Origin of the sequence: Dapis brunnea BLCC-M229 (genome assembly GCF_050015995.1) — a bacterium.
Taxonomy (GTDB): Bacteria; Cyanobacteriota; Cyanobacteriia; order Cyanobacteriales; family Microcoleaceae; genus Trichodesmium.
In genome coordinates this window covers 29,374-50,980 of record NZ_JBNHEP010000094.1, presented here as the reverse complement: position 1 = coordinate 50,980, position 21,607 = coordinate 29,374, and the positions used below count along the sequence as shown (strand labels likewise).

Below are 21,607 nucleotides of genomic sequence, written 5' to 3'. Positions count from 1 at the left end.
GGCAGAAGAGTTTTTTTCAATTGTAAGAATTAGGCAAGAGGAGAAAAAGGCTGAAAAATATCCCATATACCTCCAATACTCGATTCCCCTCCTGGGAGGGGTTAGGGGTGGGTCTCTTCCTCCCTTACTCCCCTACTCCCCTACTCCCGATCATAGAACCCATTTGGGATCTATAAATATCTGTCTGTCAGAATTTCCAAAGCGCGGTCTGAACATCCCATTAACCATAAGTCTGACATCCCGGTTTTGTCTCCCAATAAAATTCGTCGTCGGCAGCGGAAGCTTTCCTCTTCTAAATAAGCTCCTAAAACAATTCGTTTGAGAGCAGGATTCCAAATTCCCGTTCTTCCGTGAAGAACTCGCCAGTTGTCAACCACCAATATCTCTCCTGGAGTCAGCAAAAATTCGGCATTATATTCAGGAGCTTGCAAAAGTTCTGAAAATCGGCGATAGGCTGCCAATAGGTCGTGAATCTTATCGTCAGAAACCACCAAAGGTACTCGCGTATTGTGATTGTACTTAATCTGATACACTTCTCCATTTTCATCCAAATTAATTACATGGTTGTGCCGATAAGCATCCCATTCGTACTTTCTAGCACTGGAATCATTCTCTGATAATTTCTCCTCAACTGAAAGCCGCCTACGACCTGCTGGTATATATTCCGTAGTTAGCAACTCGAAAAACCAGGGATTTTCTGTTTTGATTACCTCTGCCAGTTTAAAACCATCAACTACCGTAGAATATGCTTGGCGATCGCCATCTGGGTTCTCATAGAGGATACATTCCAGAAATTGCAGCCCAGTGGGAATGTCATAAGCAGTAACATCAGTATGATTTCTTAACCTTCCCACTTGATAGGAATGTTGGATACCCTGGGCTTTTATGTCGCCCCTATCCATCGTAAACACATTGCTGGGATGGTATCGTTGTCGCAGAGGTCCTACTCGTTCTACGATTGCCCGAAAGCTCTCTTCATCCTTGGGAGCATTGTCAATAATTGCCACCCCTAGTTCGACTATCTTATTCAGGAACAGCAATAACACCCCATCATCTTTCATCGCTTCATGGTAGTCAAAATGAGGCACTGACACTGACGAATCCCACAGTAGAGCTTGGCGTCGTTGTTTGAGTGCTGGTTCATTTTGACAGTGAACCCGTAGCCATGAAGCATCAAAAACGCTTTGATGCCCTGTTTGCTCCCCGCCCCAAACAATATCTAAATTACCTTCGCGATCGAGCTTAACCTCTTGGGGTGTTGGGTTTAAAGGAATTTTGAGCAAATCGTGCCCGCTGGTGATGCTCAAAGTATCTCGGTCAAAGAATTTAGGAGACCGACAGCTATCTAAAAGCCAAAGGTTATGGTAAAAACTTTCGTGGCCATCTTTCCAAGTAATGTTTACACCATTGTCAGTTGTTGCTACGGATTCAATCCGAAAAGCAGGTTTAAGTTGTTGCAATACTGTTGTCATCCTACTACCTCAATATTCTTAAAAGATATTCAACTAAAAATTAAACAATACGAATGACTAAATTAAGCCATAATCTATTTTTTTCAAGGATTCATGCGGTCTGCCAGAATTTCTAAAGCGCGGTCCGAACATCCCATTAACCACATATCTGGCATCCCACTTTTTTTCCCAAGCAAAATTCTCCGTCTGCTGCGGAATGTTTCTGGCTTCATATACGCCCCTAGTAAAATTCTTCGTAGCCCAGGATTATGAATAGCTGTCCGCCCGTGGAGCAATCGCCAGTTATCATTAACTAATACCTGTCCTGGTGCAATCAAAAATTCCGCACTATATTCCGGAGATTCAGCTAAGGCTGTAAATGCTTGGTAAGCGGCATATAAGTCTTGAATTTTATCATGGGAAATATTTAGTGGTACTCGATCGTTTTCATGGTAACGAATCTGATATACTACACCATTTTCATCCAAGTTAATGACGTGCTGCCTATGATACGTTTCCCATTGGTACTTCTTAGTATTCTTTTCACCAGGGGATACTTTTTCTTCTACACCAGCTACCCGCCTGCGACCGGTTGGCACATACTCTTGAGTCAGTAACTCGAAAAATTTTGGCTGCTGCGTCCTGAGAACTTCTGCTATTTTGAAGCCATCTACTAGGGTAGAATAAGCCTGTTTGTCATTGTCAGGGTTATCGTATTCAATACACCCCAGAAATTGCAGTCGGGGAGGAACGTTATAGGAAATATGATCTGTATGATTGTGCAAACGTTCCATATACTGATAAGCATGGTGAATATTTCCTGCCAGTTTGTTTGATGTATCTAGGGTAAATATGTGAGTAGGATGATATCGCTCTTGGATCGGCCCAACACGCTCTACTAGGAGCTGAAAACTTGCTTTATTTTTGGGAAAGTTGTCAATTATTGCTACTCCCAATTCTACCATTTTTTCCAACCAATCCAATAGTACCCACTCATCTTTCATCACCTCATGGTAATCGAAATGAGGGATTTCTAGTGATGAATCCCACAGCAAGGGTTTTCGTCCCTGTTTCAGGGCAGGGTCTTTTTGACAGTGAACTCGCAACCAGGATGGATTGTATACGCTGTGATGTCCTGCTTCTTCACCTCCCCAAATAATATCCAAATTTCCTTCGCCGTCAATTTTGACTGTTTGAGGGATTGGGTTTAGTGGCATTTTCAGAGGGTCGTGTCCTTCCCCTTCTCCACTATTAAGGCTCAATGTATCCGGCTGAAAACATTTTGGAGAGTGGCAAGTATCCCGCAGCCAGAGGTTGTGATAAAAGCTTTCGTGACCGTCTTTCCAAGTGACCTGCACCCCGTTATCGACGGTTGCAACTGATTCGATCCGAAAAGCACTTTTGAGTTGCTGAACTAGAGTTTTCATCTTAATTTATTGATTAATAGAGTTAGTTAAACTGCTTCAGGTTGACGTAGGGGAATTTTTAACCAAGTGTTGTGTTCTTTCAACAAAAGACAATCTATTGTAGCATAGATACTGCCTTGCTTTCGCTGATAAACTACTTCTTTTTCTGAAAGTGATAGAGGAGCTGTGTGCCATACTCCAGCGTGCATTGATATACCACAGCTACCATCTGAATAAAGAGCTACAAAATCTTCTGGCTTGACGTCTTCTTTAGGAGGAGCTACAAGAAATATACTCGGTTCACCATTTTTAGGCATCAAAGCTTCTCCTGCATCCAGATGCGCACTTAGCCAATTTAACAGAACATACTTGGACTGACTTTTTGGGTCAGACACTATCTTACCTGTTGCACCACCGCGAGCATTCTGATGACCAGCAGAAAAGACTGTCGAACCCCGCCAATAGACTTTGAACTCTTCTTCAAGAACAGCACCGTAACCTCCTACAGAAATAAGAGGTCGTTTACCTTGAGTCGGCCATCTGCACAAATCTATCTCCACATCTTCAAATGTGGTGAAGCAAACTCCCATTCCTTGAGCATTTTCTGAATTCAGTCTTTTTAAGGGAACCTGATAGTAGTTTGCCATTTTTGTTTTGTTTATTATTCCTCATTATTGACTATACTATAGAAATTGTCGCCTCAAAACTCTTGAGAGCGATTGGCTATTTTATTATATATAGCAATAGCCAGGGCGATTAGGACATAAACTGATGATGAATCTTAGACTAGGAAACACTGTTCCCAGTTAAGTGTTCCCTGTTCCCTGCTATAGCACTATGCAAATAGGCTAGGACACTTATAATACCAAATCCGATTATTAAAACCAAGTTATATTACCAGTCTGTAAAGACCTTGCATGCAAGGTCTCTACAGGGTTTTTGCCGTTTACTGAAAACTGTTTTTTTAAAACAGGATTTAGTATAAATGCTCAAACTCACTCAGAGATTATTTTTGACTGTCTTGAGTGTGTCTTACATTCTGTTGGCGAAGCCTTTCCGCAGGAAGTGGAGACCTCAGAATTACACACTCGATGCATGACTTTTGAGTTTTAACTTGCGTGTAGCGCTATATTTGTCTTGCTTTTAAAATTAGGCGATCGATAGCTCAATTCTCATTTAATCTTTCAAACCGTACGAACTAAACTGTAGAAAATCGTGACAGCTTAATATCTTGATATTGGATTAACCAATACTGGCTGTACGGCACAGCTCACTATTCCCTCGGCAGTAAATGCCTCTGGGAATTTCTTTAATAATTAGCCAAGTTGTACAAGTTTTTTGATTTAAAGGCTAACTCATCACACACCCGCCAAAAGTTATGTGTTCGGTTAATAATATGTCTGTCAACAAGTCGCATTCACCCACTATAATTAATTAGAGTTATTAGCTGTTTAATATTACAACACTTTTCTACAAATAGCAACTACTTTATACAATTTTCATTCAACAGTTAATCACCCTTACCATAACTGGAGAATTTGTCAGTTGTTTGCCGTTAGCCGTTTCATAGCCATTGTACTCTAACGTTCCGCCATTGGGAGTAAGAGTTTGGTAGAAAACTTCCTTAACTTGGTTATTTTTGTCAGCAAGCAACACTCGCGCTTGATGTCCCTCACGCATAACTTCAGCGCGATCGCAATGTTTGTTTGCCCAAATAATTAACACATCTCCAACTTCACACAATAGGGCACCACCCCCATTAGGACAAATTTCTCCTTTTCCTGCCTTTCCTGGCAATACATAAGTATTCCAGCGATTCCCATTCTCTATGTTAACAATTTCTACTTCTTCTAAAGGTAGAATTCCCACTTTTTCCAGAAGTTCTTGGTCAATGGTAATACTACCTACATAGTGGCGGTTGGCTTCTGTGACACGGACTTGATGTAGCTTGGCGTGCATCAGCTTTATGGTCCCCATTTTATTTTTTTTCTCCTCAATAATGTTAATAGAATCAATCGAAAACTATTCTTTTTGGAAGACTAAAACATACATAGGTTCAGTCTCAAAGATTGTCAATTCTTCTCGGTTGATTAATTGCCATGATAGTTCTTTGAGTACCTCATGGAAAGCTTTATTATCCTGATAATAGTCTACACGCACAGTCAGGACGAAATAGCCTCCTGATTTTAACAAAGAGTCTAAATTATGTAAAGCTTTTGGATCGGTATGACCAAAAGTAAAAACACCGACTGAGATAACAGCATCAAAGCTAAAAGGAGGAAAACAATTGAGTGGGACTTCTAAATTTTCTTGATATAAAGTCTTGTAAACTTGCTTTTTCCGAGCGATTTCTAGCATCTGCTCCGAGAAGTCAATGGCAGTCAGATTCCTATATCCCAGTTCTGCTAAAGCTTCTCCCACCATTCCTGTTCCCGCTCCCGCATCTAGAATACTTGCCTCTTGATTCGGCAGTATTTTGGCTAAGGTATGAGCTGACTTAATTGGACTGACACGATAAGGTCGATCTAATTCAGCATCATAGATACTTGACCAAGCATCGTATTTATCCTACAATTTCTGGGAGTCCTGAGTTTCGTATATCTAGGATAAGCGATCGCTAACTTTTTCACATAAGTAATAACCCCAACCTAATTGATCGGTTTGAATTGCCTCGCACATTTGATCGTAAGCTGCGCTCAGTTCTGGATATTGAGGTAAAGCCAACTGGGAAAGTAACCCATAACTCTTGTGCAAATGCTCCTTCAAATCTTTAGTTGCCAAAACCATAAACCCTAACTGGGCGAGGAAATCTTTATAGGAGTCCAAGCTAAATATTGGTTCAAATAGCAATCGATCGTAGACATATTTGCGGGCTATTTTGTTGATTTTCTGTGTAGGTGACACCAGGTCATCAAATATGAACGTACCTTTTTCCTCAAGTACACGATAAATTTCCCGTAAAGCTTGATGGCGATCGTGAACATGATACAATCAGGACTTACGCAAGGACACTATATATAGTGTCTACTAATTTAGGCGATCGCTTGGAAAATTATAGCGATCGCTTGAATCAAAAAATCATCATAACTTATATTAAAGAGGACACTAATATAGTTAATTTTCACGGGTTAAAAATGTTGCTAACTGTAAATAAAATTTGCCAAAATACTCTAATTATGAGAAAATAATATTAGTTAATTTGAGCTAGCTATATGAATTTTAACTATATTGATCCCATACCAATATTTACTCAATTCTCATACAAATTATACTATCACGCTCTTTAGCAAATCACCTAGAAAATATTAGCCATGACAGGATAAATCGTTATTTAAAAATTGAAAATTTTGATGACCAGGACTTATGGAGAAATGTTAAAGAAGAAATTGTAACTAATACAGAAGCTTATTTAATCTTTGATGATACAGTTCTCAACAAAGAACATAGTAATAAAATTGAGTTAGTTAGGAGACAGTACAGTGGTAATGAGCATAAAGTAGTTCGTGGTATAGGGATAGTAAATTGTATATATTTCAATCCCCAAATCGAACAATTTTGGCTAATAGATTATCGAATTTATGACCCAGATACCGATAAAAAGACCAAAATAGATCATGTAGAAGAAATGATTTTATGTCTGGTAAACCGGAAAAAAATACCATTTAAAACTGTGTTAATGGATAGTTGGTACGCAACTCAAAGGTTAATGGGATTGATAGATAATATGGGAAAAATATATTACTGTCCCTTAAAAAGAAATCGTCTAGTAGATGATACTGGAGGTGTAGAAAAATATAAAAAAATAGGAGAATTATGTTGGAATGAATCAGAAAAAATATCAGGTAAAATAATTAAAGTTAAAGGTTTTCCAAGGGATAAGAAAGTCAAGCTATTCTGGGCAACTATTTCTACCAATAGAACAGAATATATTGTAACTAATGACTTAAGTCAATCTTCGCATTTATGCTGTAGAGTTTGAGTCTCAGACTAGATGGAAAATAGAAGAGTTTCACAGAGAAATCAAGCAATTAACAGGCATAGAATTTTGTCAATGTCGTATTAGTCAAATTCAAAAAAATCATATAGCTTGTGCCATGTTAGTCTGGAATTTTTTATGCATATTAGCAGTTAAAATAGGAAAAACTATCTATCAAGTCAAACATGAATTACTCTCAGATTATCTTCTCCAAGAACTGAAAAATCCCACAATAAAGTTCAGGGGTATTTTGATTTTATAGGTATTTTTTACTATTGTTTGAAAAATGGCAAAAATCTTGAGGCGATCGCTCGAAAAATTATAGCGATCGCCTAAATTAGTAGACACCATATATAGTGTCCTTGCGTAAGTCCTGACAATGTTGCTTGACTCCAAACATGGGTAAAGCTCCCCTCCTCATAGGGTAGGTTTGTTGCCGATGCTTTCTCAAATTCCAGTCTTAATGAAGGATACTCCTGTGCTTTAGCTTTAGCATTCTCAATGCGCACACCACTAAGATCGACTCCCACTACTTCACAGTCTGTCTGTTGGGATAACCATACAGCAGTGTTGCCATTACCACAGCCAAGGTCTAATACGCGAGAATCTTTAGTTATGCCACTCTGGGAGAGCATATATTCGTTCCAGTATTGACAAGCAGTAATAAAGTCTTCTACTTTGGCATCTGTTAAGTTCTCAAAATAGCCCCAATGTAAACTGCCTTCTGAGTCCCAAAAACTTCGATAAAGGCTATCTTCACTATCATAAAATAGCTCTGTATTGGTCTCAGAAAATTTGCTTTGTCTCATGCTTTTTTTTATTTCATTTCTCTGTCTATCTGGTTTATTATCCCACTTTTGTGACTTTAGGGTGATAAAAAATCGCTAAAACAATGACAGAGAAATTATTTTAAATATTTTGGGAGATATAGCTAAGAAAGAATTGGTTAGGACATGGACTGATGATGAATTTTAGACTAGGAAATACTTTTCCAACTGTTCCCAGTTAAGTGTTCCCTGTTCCCTGCTATAGTTGCTAGTATTAATATCCCTGGCAATAACAGATAAAACAATGTCAGGGCTATTTCATTCTCTGAAAAAGTTTTACTCCAGAAATAAGCAAAAGCTACTCTAATCTTTATATTTTCGTGACTAACCTTAGAGAACGAAATAGCCCTAAAACAATGGGGGAATATTTGGAATTTTTACAACCGTACTTTATAATAAGCGCCGGAGGTAATAAAATAGATAGGGACTTCAATGGCCTATTGGTTCGATCTCGATTAGGAGAACTAAATCAATATACTGGGGTGGACTGTACCCGAATTTACGCTTGTGAACTGGCAAGATCTGACTCTCCAGGTTAAAGCAATAAACAAACATCACCCACCCCTCTAGCTCCCCTCCTGGGAGGGGATGGGGGTGGGTCAGGTTTTACCTAGTTTTGCCAATTGTCTAAGTTTTGTACAGCAGACCAATAGCAACAAGCTTTACAGGGCAGAATTTTTACAATTTTTTATATTATCACGGGACAAGTCTAATAATCTCTGACTAAAAATCTCTGGCTGGAATACAGATGTTAATAAATATAGGACAAAAGCTGAAGAGACATCTCCAGAAAAGAGGGAACAGGGAACAGAGGGGAGTAATTGATAATTTATGGATAAGAATTGATTTGATTTTTCATTTTTGGAGAAGTCTAATAGTTTGACATTATCCAGCACAAGATTTTAAGAGCCAACCAATAACAATTCCTAAACCTCCGAATCTCAAAGCTTGCCAAAATGGTTCTTTTATGCTATTCCAACCAAATAAACTGCTTTCTAGGTTTAATTCTATTGTTTCTAATTCTGTCTGTATCTGTTGTAACTCTTCTCGCAATTTATGAGTTTTTTGGCGACGTACTTCGGGTCGTACTTCTTCTAAACGATGCTGGAGTTCTACTTTGCGTTTCTGGTAATACTGAACTTGAGAATAACGTTCTTTTACAGCAGCAAGATTATGTTCTACCTCGGCCAATGCTTGTGCCAGTTCCATGTCTGAAACTTCTGAGTCCTGATTAACTGGGGCATAATTTGAACACTCATCATTTAATTTTTTTGGAGAATGTTCTGGAAAAGGATTCATCCTGGCATACTTAAGTATAGTAAGTTCACTGGAAAACATTATTTAAGTAGATATGCTTAACTCTAACTCAAACCTTACAACTATGACTAACAAAGTAGATACTTCTAATCATAGAGATTTACAAGAATATAGCACACTAGAACTAGCCCAAGCTTTAGCCGAAAGACTAGCTATACCAGAAAGAGACTGGCATCGACTGAAATCTAATCGCCAAGTTCGTGCATTAGAGCTAACTATAGCTGGCTTAGTTTTTCTGATTAAGGGTCAACCCACTGAAGCGATCGCACGCCTAAACCAAGCTACTAACTGGTTAGATCGCTCAATTTCAGCTCCTCCATGTCCAGGTCATGGTTCTCAGAAAAATTAATCTGTTTTACTTCAGTTAATTATTCATCGTACCAAGGGCAATCTAGAGTTATTCCTTACCTTTTTGCATAGCATTAACTCTGTGCCCTTGGAATTCCATTCAATATAATCGAAAACTTGGTAGATAATGTATATTCCTCGACCACATTCTTTTTCATCGTCACAATCTGTGTAGTTTTCCGGATCATCATCTGCTGCAATTTTTTGGTTGTTTTGGTTGGGTCTACAAGGTGGTTTAAAACCAGGACCTTGATCTGATATCACCCACCAGTAGTGGTCTTTGACAATTGAAAAACGGACTAAAACTGTTTTAGTGGGGTCTAAATTATTCCCATGCTTTGTCGCATTTACTAACGCCTCTTGTAATCCTAATCGCAGTTCTGGATGCCAGTGTTTAGGAACATCTGCCAGTAGCAGATCGAGGATCGGACACAAATAGAGGGTAGAAGCGAAGCTAATTGTCACCCAATTTTGATCTATTTGACGTGGACGTGATGATATAGCAATCACTTAAAAAACTCCCTAGCCTTTGTATGGGGTATATTCAACAACTACTCTTTTCAAGAGTTGTCAATCTCCTCTACAGTTCAAAAAGCTTTTATTTGAGCATCGCTGCCCTCATATTTTCTATAGTATCAAAACTCTTGGAAAAAATAAAGTACCTAAGCAGAATTAGTGTAAATTCTCGGAGATGTTCTACAAAATAATCTAATATCTACTCTTAATACTTGAGTAAAAAACACTATAAAGATAGCATTAAAGGATTACATCGTAAAGGTTTAATCTCTAAATTAGCCTGTTTATTTATCTATCTAGATTCGAGACATTTTAAGGCTATTGAGCTATTTTCCCATACCCTGTAGAGCTTTCACCTATTTTCACCCTCAAAATATCAAAGTCTGCTAGGTTATTGTTTTTTGTGCCCAGGCGTTTTGTGAATAGCTTTCTCCTGAAGAATATGCTGGGCAAACGACTAGGAACTTTGGAGAACTAAATCGGTAGTTAAAAAACAGGTAGATTATAGATATATAAGTCATTGGGTATCAAGGCCCGCGATTAAATTTTTTAGCAGGATTCAGGAGGCAGGGAGAGCAAATATCAGAAAAAGGTTGAAAAATACTTCCAATCCCCCGATCCCCCGATCCCCCGATCCCCCGATCCCCCAATCTCCCTATCTCCTCATATCTTTTTAAATAGATCCCAAATGGGTTCTATAGGGTATTGAGATAACTCCTAACTGGAGGTTATAGGCGGTCAAATCTCCCCACAGTCACTGGCCGTGTCTGCAATTAGTTGGGTTTGAATCCAAAGGCAAAGATTGATTTTAACTCCTGTATCCTAATTCCTTATATTTTTATTGGGATCATTGATGATCGACATTCTGGGAATTAAGATAATTCGATCCCATTTAATTTTTGATATAGTATTTAATGTAATTTAATAAATCTTTATAGTCTTTAATAATATATGTTAAGTAAATCGGTGTTTACCACAGCTACAGTTCCTGGTAGTTATTGGCAATGGCGAGATCAGCCAATCTACTACTTATGTGCAGGTAAGCCTGAACAACCACACCCACCCTTACTATTAATACATGGCTTTGGAGGATCCACAGACCATTGGCGGAAAAATGTTGCAGGTCTCAGCCAGTTTTTTCAAGTTTGGGCTATTGACTTACTGGGATTTGGACGTTCAGGCAAACCAAACTGGCAATATAGTGGTCAGCTATGGCAAGAACAGATCAATGACTTTATTACCGAAGTCATTGGTAGATCGGTAGTCTTAGCAGGAAATTCTCTTGGAGGCTATACAGGATTATCTGTAGCAGCTCAATATCCAACTTCTGCAGTAGGTTTAATACTCATTAACAGTGCCGGATCATTTACTGAATCTCAGACCATTTCTAAACCTCCCTTATGGAGAAAAGTTATTTCTCAAAGCACAAAGTGGTTACTGTTGCAAGACTTACCTAGTTTTTTATTATTTCAATGGACGCGACGACGTAGCACTATTAGAAAAACACTACAGAAAGTTTATTTAGATCAAAGTGCTATTACAGATCAATTAATAGAAGATATATATCGACCTTCTTGCGACCCTGGTGCAGCCAAAGTCTTTGCCTCTATGTTTAAGACACCATCTGGCCAAAAAGTGGATTTATTGTTAGGTCAGTTAAACTGTCCCCTACTGATGCTTTGGGGAGAAGCTGACCCTTGGATTAAAACCCAAACCAGAAGTGCCCAATTTCGCAAATATTATCCTCAGTTAACAGAATACTTCTTAAAAGCAGGTCATTGTCCCCATGACGAAGTTCCTGAGCAAGTTAATAAATTAATTCAGGAATGGGTTTTCGCGGCGGTTAAAAGGCTTTAGGATATGGAGTACAGGTTTCTATTATTTGTCGATCAGTAAAAACGAGGATGGATTCTAGGATTGAGCATATCATCTACAGGTTTATTGCCCTTGAGATGTTGTAAAACTATTAATGGGACATTATCAGGTTGGACTCGATAATACCAAATTTCATCCGGGATAACTCGTACTGTAGGGCCAGTACTACATTGGCCGAGACAACCACTGGCCTCAACATTCACATCAACCAAATTTTCTGTCTCAGCTTTAAAGGTCTTGAGGACTTCTTGAGAGTTGTGGCGCAGACAAGACTGATTCTGGCAAACAAATACATAACGATCGCCAGAGTTAGTTTCCTGTTTTTGGCCTTCAGATGTTGACATTAATCATAAATTCTTAATATAGCTTTATTCTGTATTGTAAGCTTTGATTTAATCATGGTGTGATGGTACAGCACGTCGCACTTTCTTTTATGATTACCATTGAAGCAACAAAGTAAAAAGGAAAATTTGTATTTTTATTTTTATTTTATAGCTATCATCATTACTCTAACTAGAAAAAAAAGCTAAAGGTAAGTATGACCAAGACTGTATCAGACGTTATGAGCCATAATCCAATCACTGCCAAACCAGAAATGCCTTTGAAAGAAGCAATTAAAATTTTGGCAGAACAACGTATTAGTGGTCTTCCCGTAGTTAATGACAAGGGAAAATTAGTTGGGATAGTATCAGAAACAGATTTGATGTGGCAAGAAAGTGGAGTCACACCTCCACCTTACATTATGCTCCTAGATAGTGTTATTTTCCTAGAAAATCCAGCTCGCTATGAAAAAGAAATTCACAAAGCTTTAGGAGAAACTGTTGGGGAAGTAATGACTAAAAATCCTCTAACTACTACACCTGAAAAACCTCTCCCAGCAGCAGCTAGACTTATGCACGAGCGTAATATTCATCGGTTGCCAGTGCTAAATAATAATGGCGAAGTGATTGGTATACTAACTCGTGGAGACATTATTAGAGCTATGGCAACTGAGTAACTTTGATCTTATTCAACACAATTTATGGTAGGGGAGCAAAAATCAACAAAAACAAATGTAATAATTAATTATAGATAATGATAATTCACATTGCGATAAGATTAAGCCTCATACTGAGCAGTTGCTCAAGATAGAGCATTGATTAAAACTGCTAATGAAGGTATGATGCTAGGTAAAAAAGAAATATTTATAATCGCGATATTTAAGGGTAGAGAGCTTAGAAAAATTAAAACATATAGAACTTATGGAAATGAGTGTTACCCCAGATTCAATTCAGCAACTACTAATATCTGAAGAGTTAGGCGATCGCTTACGTGGAGTTAATCAATTGCGTCAAATAGAACCAGAGAAGGCTTTTGAATTAATTCAAACTTCGATCAAAGACCAAGATACTCGTGTTCGGTACGCTGCGGTGAGTCAAATGTCAAGCTTGGGAAAACAAAATTTAACAATATCCCAAGAAATATTGCGTGACTGTCTGCTCAACGATCCTGAACCAGATGTCCAAGCAGCAGCAGCAGATGCTCTAGGAGGATTAAAAATCACCGAAGCTTTTGATGACCTACAACAGGTATACCAGAATACTCCAGAATGGTTAGTGAAAGTTAGTATAGTTGCAGCAATAGGAGAAATGGGGGAACCAAAAGCATTATCTTTACTAGAAGATGCTCTGAAATCAGACAATGAACTAATACAGACTATGGCCATTAGTGCCCTAGGCGAACTAGGAAATTTAGCAGCTATTCCTTTACTAAAACCTTTTGCTGTCCATAGTGACTGGCAAATCCGGTATAGACTTGTACAAGCTTTGCATAGGTTAGGAAGTCCAGAAGCAAAACAAATAATAGCACAGTTGGCTAGCGATCGAGTTGACCAGGTTGCTCAGGAGGCCAAGCTATCTCAAAGTAGCTAGTACAGTAAAAGGCAGAAGGCTACAGGTCATTTCAGTTATCAGTTAGCCTCCTGCTGAGGAGCTTCGCTAACAGTTAACAATACCGACCGATGAAGCTAGATCCTTGAAATATTGAAGTTTATTATTTTCATACCCTTAAAAGGGGAAGCTATTGACCTTATTTTTTGGTCAGAATAAAGAAAGTTAATTATTGGTATATCCTCGTTTTAGGTATTGCATAAGTCCCCTAACCTGTGTGGGTTTACTAAATAATCAATAGAAATTTCCAATAATAAAAAATAAAATCAATTATCGTACATAAATCATCAATTATTTCCCCCTACTCCCTACTCCCTCTTTATCTAGATAGAGATGTCTAATAATTAATAATTACAAGATTTACGCAAAGATACTATATGTAGTGTCAACAAAATTAGGTGCTCATTAGTTTAATTTTAAGGATATCAATACCTTAGCTAGAGGGTTGAGAAGCCTTACTCCATAATCTGTGAGAAGCGCGTGAGATGAATCGAGAGTAAACTAAAAAGTACAGGCCTGTCCGACGGGATACTGGGACTGTGAATCAAGAAGCTCGCACTATACTGGAAGGTTAGTGTGGAAGTATGTAATAATACGACTGAATAATTTCATCTTAAGGTTGTTTGAAGACCCGCGCTCTCCATCCCCCCTTTGAAAGCTATCCTTTATAAACATCTTTCTTAACAGAAATTTTGACAAAATAGACAAGTTATGTATAGGTCTTGGAGTGGCTTTTTTATGAGAAAAGTGTATTGAATTAGACATTTTTTTGAGAATTGTAGACAAGATTTTTGCCCCCCATACGGAACACACGGACCACACAGACCACAGGGTTTTTAGGAGTTCCTTATAAGGAATAGCTTTGAAAGGGGGGTTAGGGGGGATGGATGAAAAACAATCAATCTTGTGGTATAATATGTGTTGGTTACTGACCTACCTGGACGTATATGAATAGACAGGTTAACTGACAAAGATTACCAATTTTGGGTAATACTGCAGAAAGATCGGTAGATTCTCCTTCGGAGACACTCCGCGAATGGGGAAGAGGAATGGTCACTGGGAACACTCCATACTTGAACTCAACATATACAACAAAAAGTTTTTTGTTTAAATATTTTAGGCTGCTGGGCTAGCAGTGTCAGCGCCAGTCGCTCAAGGGAAAGATCCCCAAGGCAGTGCTGGCAAGTCTTTAGGATCGCGCCTTTAGACCTGAAGAGAGTAAATCTAAGAGGCCGGGTGCGCGAAAAGCAGAAAGCACTAATTAGTAATGGTTAGGAATCCCGCGTTGTCGCTCAAGCGCAACCTTGGGAGGATGTCAATTGATTAGAAATATAGTATTAGTAGTATTAGCGAGAGGAAAAACTCCATGTTCTTAGATGAACTGACCCCAATTGTAAAAGAATTGCTCGAACAGCCAGTTGCCTTCTTCGGTGGTTTTTTCTCTGGTATGCTTCGACTAAATCTTAATGATGACCCTGTTAAAACTTGGCTTGAGCAGCAGACAGGTTATACTTCCACTAATGGTTCTAGCACAGAAGCAAATAATGGCAAAAGTGAAGGTCCTCAATCAATTACTATAGAATAGACTTGTCGCTTTATAACTAAAAAAAACTGGCAAACCCTTGTCATGTAATAATTTTAGCTATTCCCAATTTAAAACGTCTGGAATTACTGCTGTGTCTTAATTTGAGCAATTTTTTCCATCTATTTAGCGACAAGTCTAATAACATTTAATATTTACCGAAAATAATGTAGAGACATTCTATACAAATGTCCCTAAAACGGTACTAATTGGTATAGATTAAACCTGTCGCTGTACAGATAATAAAGTAATATCATCAAACTGGGTGGCACTACCAGTATGATTCAAAACACTGGTAGATACCTCTTCCAGCAAATCTTCTGCTGAAGTAAATTTTTTCTCTAAAAGTAAGCGTAATTTTTCATTAGTGAAAAATTCAGCTTGACTATTACGAGCTTCGGGAACGCCGTCCGTGTAACCTAACAATATTTCTCCAGGTTCTAAGACAGTTTCTTCAATTTTAAAATTCATATCGGGTAACATTCCTACTGCTGGACCTGTAGAATTTAACTCCTGCTTGATTCCTCCCGCAGCATCAAGAATAAATAGTGGTTCATGCCCACCATTAATATAAGTAAGTTTGCCATTATTTATATCTAAAACTCCAAAGAAAAGCGTAGCAAACATTCCTACATCACCATGATTTTTAGCAATATAATTATTAGTACATTCCACGGCTTTTAAAGGATGATTGTTATCTTTATTGACCAAAAAACTCTTCATTTCTTCAACTGAATTTTGACCAGAAAAAATTCTAATCAAGCTGCGGAATAAACTCATAAATAATGCAGCTCCTACTCCTTTGTCACAAACATCAGCAATTACCAACCCAACTGTATTATTAGAAAGCTCAAAGACATCATAAAAATCACCAGCAACTTGTTTAGCAGGTTGAAAAAAAGCTGCTATTTCCCAACCATTTTGTTGCAAAATTTCAGCAGGTAAAAAGTTCTTCTGCATCTGATGACCTTTCTCTAATTCGCTATTCATAGCTTGAGAATAAGCCTCAACTTTTTCTAGACTTTCTTGTAATGCAGCTTCGGCTTTTTTTCGCTCACTAATTGCCTCAGAAATTTTCATAAACATTAGCTCGAAGGCATTAATTACTTCTCCCAATTCATCTTTTCTGTGGAGAGAAACTGAGTTAAATGTAGGAGGTTCTCGATCGTTGTATATTGCTTCTCCTGCTTTATTCAAATCACACCTTAATAGTAAAATTGGATTAATTACAATTGGTTCTAAACATAGCCAAACTGTAATTGTTAAAAATAGAGATATGATAATGACTAAACCAATAATTCGGTAAATATAAGCAAGTAATTCTGGTCCGACATTAGAAGCATCATGGCGAATAACAATAGTGTAGTTTGTTTGCATATCTTGCCCAGACCAGATTATGTCATCATAGCAAAGATCCTTAATAGAAGATTTCCGAGAATTACTGAGGTCAGAAAGTTGTAATTTGGGAGATTCACCAAATGTACCTATTTTTTGCCCATCAGCAGTATAAACATCTCCTCCTAAAATTGGCATATTAGGTTGTATAAGTTCTGATAAATGATTGACAAGTTCTTTCCCTGAAGCGTTGGGATAAGTTATCAAAATCCAAGCTACTTTTCCAGAAGAAACTTCCTTAATTTGAGAAAGAAGTTCTTGTTCTCGTCTTCTGACAGAAGGAATTAAAAGAATACCTTCAATTACAATAATGCTAGTAAAAACACATAGCACTACACGACGAGATAATTTTGATTTTAGTCGCTCGCTAATCGAATCAGCTAACTTTTGAATAGCAGATTTTTGGCTATTCTGCTGATGTTTATTTATCTCAATTTCTGCTTGATGAGTTGAATTAGTTGATAACATAGACTTTAGCCTTTATTTTTATATTAAACTATGTTTTGAGATGCTATCTAAAAGGAGTTGCACTTCGGGATTATGAAATTATATGAGCAATTCCTCAATTCGGTAAATATAAGCAAGCAATTCTGGTCCGACATTAGAAGCATCATGGCAAATAAGAATAGTGTAGTTTGTTTGCATATCTTGCCCAGACCAGATTATGTCATCATAGCGAAGATCCTTGGCAGAAGATTTCGGAAAATTACTGAGGTTAGAAAGTTGTAATTTGGGAGATTCACCAAATATACCTATTTTTTCTCCATCAGCAGTATAAACATCCCCTCCTAATTGTCTAACAACATTTCTATTAATCCCTGAACCTCAGATACATTAGCTTTACTGCAATGACTCAAAAATGGAAATCTAAGAGTATCAACTCCTAAAAGATATATATACCTAAGAGCTTCATCGGTACTTTTTCCTCTCCTATTTAGTGAGATTTATTACTTTATTTTTAGGAACATTTATTCCATAATGTATAAAAAAACCGCCAACCTTAAAATCAGAATTTTAGAATTTAATTGTAGGATGCCATAAATGGAAAATCAGAACAACATTTCTATAGCGGGTGTTGATTTTTGGTTTTTACTAGATACTCTAACAATTATATAACAATCGCTCAAGCATATTGGCTTTGATTCAAATAAGTTATTAATTATTCTCAATTTAGAAACAGCTTATATTCTATTTAGGAAATTCTCATAATTAACTTATCTGCTTCTCATGATTAACTGCAACGAGTAGAACAGTAGCTTTATTAAGCAATAATCGACTTTTCTGCTTCCTCAGAAGGTAAAGGTTTAGAGAATAAATAATCTTGTCCAAATTCACAATTGAGAGATTTGAGTTATGTGAGATGAAAATCTATTTCGATACCTTCAGGAATTATATCCATGCTTAAAGTATGTGTTAGTGTTATAATTCCCTGAACAATTTCTAAATTTCTGTTCCGATCGCCAATTCTTCTGATGAAAGACTGATCAACTTTCAAAGTATTAATTGGAAAACGATGCAGATAACTCAATGAATAATAACCTGTACCAAAATCATCAAGACTAATTTTAATATTCCTCTCTCTAATTTGTCTGATTTTTTCTGTGACCTGTGTTTCATTTTCCATTAACATACTTTCTGTAATTTCTAATTTCATATTTTGTGGTTGTATACCTGTTTCTTTTATTGTTCGGTCAATAATTTTTACGAAATTTTTCTGCTGTAATTGTTTCCCAGATAGGTTAACACTAATTTTGAAATTCTCTGCCTGGGAAAACTTTTTTTGCCAAGCTTTCATTTGGCGACAAGATTCCCATAAAATATATTCACCAAAAGGAACAATTAAACCTGTTTATTCAGCAACAGGAATAAATTATGCTGGGGAAACTAAACCTTCTTTGGCACGATGTCGTGTTTCAAAATAATTATTACCTTTAGCAATTATCTGTTGTGTATGTTGAGCAACTATTTATGGTGTTTCTTCTACTAATACACATTTGTAATAATTCTTCCCGCGTGTAATCAGTCATTTGACAGTAAGCATTATTAACTGCCAGAATACATGCCGATTTATCTTGAGCATCTACAATCCATAAACCCTCTAAAGTATTATTTAAAATTGTCTGATAAAGCTGTTTTGCTTCTCTCAAGTTTTCTTCTATTTGTTTGGGCTCCATAATATCTATAAGTAGTCATGCTTTTAGGAATTTCCTAGTAAAGAAAGGGAACACTTAACTGGGAAGACTTAACAGGAAAATAGGATGTGTAATTAATTTTGCATAGGAACTTAGCTAATCCTTCAATAATAATTTCATCATCTTCTAATTGTCTACTAATGGAGCGATCATAAAACCAATGCCAATTTCTTTGAGCATCTTGAATGCGGTATTCAATCTCAAAATTTTCCCCTACAGCAAACTCTTGACTCCTAGCTACCAAAGAAAAGATATGTAGCAAAAATGCGTGATATTTGGTATTACTCGTCATATCTAGCAAAAACTTGAGCTAATTCTGCTCCGGTCAAAGTAGACAAAAAACCCAAATTATAGGGTTCCTCACTAATAGCTAAAGCATAAGAAGAACGCAAATAATTCAAATAATTAGAATCATTCCTCACATACATCTGAAAAAATGCTAAACCCAAAGCATTAATATAAGACTTAATCACAGGGGAACTTGCACTAACTAACTGATTTAAAGAGTCATCATCTACAGATTCTACATCCTGAATAGCAGCCACATTAAAATCCAGATGTTTTGCGCCTTTTGTCAACATAAAATACTTTTCTTTTACTGGCAACCAAGTAAAAGGATAAACCTGTTCTATTACCACTGGAGTTAATTGATCTTCACTACCAGCAACCCACAAAATCGGTATATTAATATCACTAAAACCTGACTGACCAAATATACTCCGATTCACCGGGTCCATAACTAATACTGACTTAATTCTTTCATCGCGCAAATTATAATTTTTTTGAGGCAATTCCAAGGCACGACATTGTAAAAATAAGGAAGGATTTAAAGATTTAATTTGTGGCAAACAATCTTGTTTTAGTTGTTCAAAATTAATTTTTGCTCCAGCCACAGCTAATGCTGTATAAGCACCAAAAGATTGACCTGCTATTCCCACATTTTTTAGGTTGAGCTTTCCTTGGAATTGAGATTTGTTTCGCAGTTCTAACTCGTCTAATAAATAACTAATATCTAGAGGTCTGTTAATAAATTCTCGGAGTTGAAATACATCTTTTTCTTTGCCATCTAGAAAAGCTTGAAAATGATTAAAATCACTCCCTGGATGTTGTACTTTTGCCACAGCAAAACCATGAGAAGCTAAATGTTTTGCTAAATGTTGCCATTGACCAAGTTTTGCTGCTAAACCAGGGGAGAGAATAACTACTGGTATGGTTTGAGTTTTTAGTAGATTAGAAGGCAAATAAAGATTAACAAGGAATTGGCGTTGACGACTTTTATCGTATATTTTAAGAGTCTCTTGATAGAAATAAAAATTCCCTGGTTGACGTAAATCTGGTAATCTGGAAAAATTTACTTTTGGTTCAGTATTGGCAGCAGTTAATGTCAGTTGCTTAACTTCTAGCAGTAGTTTTTCTGTATCTTGAATCAAGCTAACAAATTCTCTCTTATTTGCCAGGATTTTAATTATGTCAAACTGAATTTGACCAGAAAAATTATGTAATAAATTTATCGGCGTAAAATCTTGAGATTCAGCAGTTGTGATTAAAGCTTCTCGAATAGCAACAGCACCATTTTTACCATCTACTTGAATCATTGCTCCCAAATAATTAAGTAAATTTTCTCCCATTTGAGAATATAAACCTTGACCAAGTTGTATGGGATTAATCTTGAGTTGAAAATTGAGGATATTTCTCAGTTTTTCTTGATTTTCTGCATTAACAAATAGGAGATAAAATTTTAATTCTTCATCAACTTTACCTGTTTCAGCATAATTTTCTAAAGCAGTAATAGAGACTCCTATTCTCAAAATACCGTAATTCAAATAAATTTGTTCTGCTGCTTTTGCTGAGAAAGTTGTCAACAAAAGGGGAATAGTTCCTAATGCTAGGGAACTTAACCACAAAAGCATCCTTTTTTTTGTTTGACCACGACGTTTTCTGAAAATATCTAGATTAATTTTGCTATTCATTATACGAGTTTGATAAATGTTTGCTAGAAATAGGAAATTTTAATTATAACTGTTTTCTTGTTGTCTAAACTTATTAAGTAGATTTAACGATAAAATCTAGAATTTTTCTACTTCTTTTTCTTTGACTTTCTTTCTATGTCTTGTTCCCTATTTCCATTTATTTATATAGCATTTCTCAAGTTACTAAGGTACAGTGATTTTTCTTCTTTTCTCTCTTGGTGTGCTACCAGGTGCGTCTGTCGCACCCCGCGTGGTCGCACCGCTATTTCCTGTCTCTCGAATTACTAATCTCTACTCCCTAATACCATTTCTCAAAAACTTTTCTACACTTTCTTGAGTAGGGGAGTAGGGTCGGAGGTAGGGAGGTTGTATGCAACGTCCGTAGGTCGTAGTAAAAACATAAATAATTAACGCGCTCCTAGCTAATAATTATCAAAAAAGTTATTCAGTCTGTGTTAATTACTTAACAATTGAAGTGTCAACTAAGTATAGCATTATTTTTGGTAATTGGTAGAACAAAAACGAATTTTATATTTCACCAGTATGAGAATTCCTATAAGTAATTATTCCAATTTGATATAATAAATTTTTTTGTTTGGGTAAACTACAAAATTTAGGCTTTTAGTAAACATAAAATCTGGGAAAATAGAATAATCATAGAGGTATTTCTACCCTACTGTCAATTATGAAATTTTCTATCGGCAAACCCTAATTATCTCCTCCATATAATAAACTATAGCAATCCTCAATTGGTTGTGAAAATTTTTATAACAGCTAATTTTAACTGAAAACCTTTGAAATTATGACTCCTTTCATTAATTGAT

The 21,607-nt window shown here is 36.8% G+C and carries 22 protein-coding genes and 2 pseudogenes; 7 read left to right on the top strand and 17 right to left on the bottom strand.

Going from position 1 to position 21,607, the window contains the following annotated elements; translation table 11 throughout:
* Positions 1-170: 170 nt before the first annotated feature.
* The 7 genes and pseudogenes from ACP6PM_RS10820 to ACP6PM_RS10790 all read right to left on the bottom strand — a co-directional run bounded on the left by ACP6PM_RS10820 (position 171) and on the right by ACP6PM_RS10790 (position 5,848).
* On the bottom strand, positions 171-1,472 hold the full coding sequence (locus ACP6PM_RS10820; RefSeq protein WP_426584462.1) for a TauD/TfdA family dioxygenase: 1,302 nt from the start codon (positions 1,470-1,472) through the stop codon (positions 171-173).
* Positions 1,473-1,555: 83 nt separating this feature from the next.
* Complete coding sequence (locus ACP6PM_RS10815) at positions 1,556-2,878, bottom strand: TauD/TfdA family dioxygenase (RefSeq protein ID WP_426584461.1); 1,323 nt, start codon at positions 2,876-2,878, stop codon at positions 1,556-1,558.
* Between the two features lie 26 nt (positions 2,879-2,904).
* A complete protein-coding gene (locus tag ACP6PM_RS10810; protein ID WP_426584459.1) occupies positions 2,905-3,504 on the bottom strand; it encodes an ureidoglycolate lyase in 600 nt (199 codons plus the stop codon).
* Positions 3,505-4,169: 665 nt separating this feature from the next.
* Positions 4,170-4,274 (bottom strand): annotated as a pseudogene (locus tag ACP6PM_RS10805) (transposase); the annotation flags it as partial.
* A gap of 86 nt (positions 4,275-4,360) precedes the next feature.
* Positions 4,361-4,834, bottom strand: coding sequence for an aspartate 1-decarboxylase (gene panD / locus ACP6PM_RS10800; RefSeq protein ID WP_426584457.1), 474 nt, complete (start codon positions 4,832-4,834; stop codon positions 4,361-4,363).
* Positions 4,835-4,879: 45 nt separating this feature from the next.
* Positions 4,880-5,359, bottom strand: a complete 480-nt coding sequence (locus ACP6PM_RS10795; protein WP_426584558.1) for a class I SAM-dependent DNA methyltransferase — start codon at positions 5,357-5,359, stop codon at positions 4,880-4,882.
* A 99-nt stretch (positions 5,360-5,458) separates the two neighbouring features.
* Positions 5,459-5,848, bottom strand: a complete 390-nt coding sequence (locus ACP6PM_RS10790) for a class I SAM-dependent methyltransferase (protein ID WP_426584455.1) — start codon at positions 5,846-5,848, stop codon at positions 5,459-5,461.
* A gap of 29 nt (positions 5,849-5,877) precedes the next feature.
* Between ACP6PM_RS10790 and ACP6PM_RS10785 the strand changes: the two genes are divergently transcribed.
* Both ACP6PM_RS10785 and ACP6PM_RS10780 read left to right on the top strand, forming a co-directional pair.
* A complete protein-coding gene (locus tag ACP6PM_RS10785) occupies positions 5,878-6,045 on the top strand; it encodes a hypothetical protein (RefSeq protein ID WP_426584453.1) in 168 nt (55 codons plus the stop codon).
* A gap of 28 nt (positions 6,046-6,073) precedes the next feature.
* Positions 6,074-7,095, top strand: a pseudogene (locus ACP6PM_RS10780) (IS701 family transposase).
* On the opposite strand, the gene ACP6PM_RS10775 reads toward ACP6PM_RS10780, so the two are convergent.
* The 3 genes from ACP6PM_RS10775 to ACP6PM_RS10765 all read right to left on the bottom strand — a co-directional run bounded on the left by ACP6PM_RS10775 (position 7,035) and on the right by ACP6PM_RS10765 (position 8,959).
* Complete coding sequence (locus ACP6PM_RS10775) at positions 7,035-7,184, bottom strand: hypothetical protein (RefSeq protein ID WP_293087140.1); 150 nt, start codon at positions 7,182-7,184, stop codon at positions 7,035-7,037. The pseudogene ACP6PM_RS10780 and the gene ACP6PM_RS10775 sit on opposite strands and share 61 nt — an antisense overlap.
* The gene (locus tag ACP6PM_RS10770; RefSeq protein WP_426584451.1) at positions 7,166-7,642 is read right to left on the bottom strand and encodes an SAM-dependent methyltransferase; all 477 of its coding nucleotides are present in this window, start codon (positions 7,640-7,642) and stop codon (positions 7,166-7,168) included. The genes ACP6PM_RS10775 and ACP6PM_RS10770 overlap by 19 nt, the downstream gene beginning before the upstream one ends.
* Before the next feature lie 903 nt (positions 7,643-8,545).
* Positions 8,546-8,959 (bottom strand): sll0565 family protein, encoded by a 414-nt coding sequence (locus tag ACP6PM_RS10765; RefSeq protein WP_426584449.1) that lies wholly within the window; start codon positions 8,957-8,959, stop codon positions 8,546-8,548.
* Between the two features lie 82 nt (positions 8,960-9,041).
* On the opposite strand from ACP6PM_RS10765, the gene ACP6PM_RS10760 reads away from it, so the two are divergent.
* A complete protein-coding gene (locus ACP6PM_RS10760) occupies positions 9,042-9,326 on the top strand; it encodes a DUF6439 family protein (RefSeq protein WP_426584447.1) in 285 nt (94 codons plus the stop codon).
* Positions 9,327-9,349: 23 nt separating this feature from the next.
* Here the strand turns inward: ACP6PM_RS10760 and ACP6PM_RS10755 are convergent, their stop codons facing one another.
* The gene (locus ACP6PM_RS10755) at positions 9,350-9,835 is read right to left on the bottom strand and encodes an ATP-binding protein (RefSeq protein ID WP_426584446.1); all 486 of its coding nucleotides are present in this window, start codon (positions 9,833-9,835) and stop codon (positions 9,350-9,352) included.
* Positions 9,836-10,792: 957 nt separating this feature from the next.
* Here ACP6PM_RS10755 and ACP6PM_RS10750 point away from each other — a divergent pair.
* Positions 10,793-11,698 (top strand): alpha/beta fold hydrolase, encoded by a 906-nt coding sequence (locus ACP6PM_RS10750; RefSeq protein WP_426584444.1) that lies wholly within the window; start codon positions 10,793-10,795, stop codon positions 11,696-11,698.
* Between the two features lie 32 nt (positions 11,699-11,730).
* Here ACP6PM_RS10750 and ACP6PM_RS10745 read toward each other — a convergent pair whose 3' ends face one another.
* On the bottom strand, positions 11,731-12,060 hold the full coding sequence (locus ACP6PM_RS10745; protein WP_293109140.1) for a (2Fe-2S) ferredoxin domain-containing protein: 330 nt from the start codon (positions 12,058-12,060) through the stop codon (positions 11,731-11,733).
* Positions 12,061-12,254: 194 nt separating this feature from the next.
* Between ACP6PM_RS10745 and ACP6PM_RS10740 the strand changes: the two genes are divergently transcribed.
* The 3 genes from ACP6PM_RS10740 to ACP6PM_RS10730 all read left to right on the top strand — a co-directional run bounded on the left by ACP6PM_RS10740 (position 12,255) and on the right by ACP6PM_RS10730 (position 15,229).
* Positions 12,255-12,713 carry a CBS domain-containing protein gene (locus tag ACP6PM_RS10740; protein ID WP_426584442.1) on the top strand — a complete coding sequence of 153 codons (459 nt, stop codon included), beginning with the start codon at positions 12,255-12,257 and terminating at the stop codon, positions 12,711-12,713.
* A 250-nt stretch (positions 12,714-12,963) separates the two neighbouring features.
* The gene (nblB, locus tag ACP6PM_RS10735) at positions 12,964-13,626 is read left to right on the top strand and encodes a phycobilisome degradation protein NblB (protein WP_426584556.1); all 663 of its coding nucleotides are present in this window, start codon (positions 12,964-12,966) and stop codon (positions 13,624-13,626) included.
* 1,384 nt (positions 13,627-15,010) lie between these two features.
* The gene (locus ACP6PM_RS10730) at positions 15,011-15,229 is read left to right on the top strand and encodes a ssl0294 family protein (protein ID WP_426584440.1); all 219 of its coding nucleotides are present in this window, start codon (positions 15,011-15,013) and stop codon (positions 15,227-15,229) included.
* 216 nt (positions 15,230-15,445) lie between these two features.
* Here ACP6PM_RS10730 and ACP6PM_RS10725 read toward each other — a convergent pair whose 3' ends face one another.
* The 5 genes from ACP6PM_RS10725 to ACP6PM_RS10705 all read right to left on the bottom strand — a co-directional run bounded on the left by ACP6PM_RS10725 (position 15,446) and on the right by ACP6PM_RS10705 (position 20,783).
* On the bottom strand, positions 15,446-17,089 hold the full coding sequence (locus ACP6PM_RS10725) for a PP2C family protein-serine/threonine phosphatase (protein ID WP_426584438.1): 1,644 nt from the start codon (positions 17,087-17,089) through the stop codon (positions 15,446-15,448).
* A gap of 883 nt (positions 17,090-17,972) precedes the next feature.
* Positions 17,973-18,461, bottom strand: coding sequence for an EAL domain-containing protein (locus tag ACP6PM_RS10720; protein WP_426584554.1), 489 nt, complete (start codon positions 18,459-18,461; stop codon positions 17,973-17,975).
* A 91-nt stretch (positions 18,462-18,552) separates the two neighbouring features.
* Complete coding sequence (locus ACP6PM_RS10715) at positions 18,553-18,795, bottom strand: PAS domain-containing protein (RefSeq protein WP_426584436.1); 243 nt, start codon at positions 18,793-18,795, stop codon at positions 18,553-18,555.
* Positions 18,796-18,829: 34 nt separating this feature from the next.
* Positions 18,830-19,105, bottom strand: a complete 276-nt coding sequence (locus ACP6PM_RS10710) for a hypothetical protein (RefSeq protein ID WP_426584434.1) — start codon at positions 19,103-19,105, stop codon at positions 18,830-18,832.
* Entirely contained in the window at positions 19,095-20,783 is a 1,689-nt protein-coding gene (locus ACP6PM_RS10705; protein ID WP_426584433.1) for an alpha/beta hydrolase, read from the bottom strand. Before ACP6PM_RS10705 ends, ACP6PM_RS10710 begins: the two co-directional genes overlap by 11 nt.
* Positions 20,784-21,607: the final 824 nt, after the last annotated feature.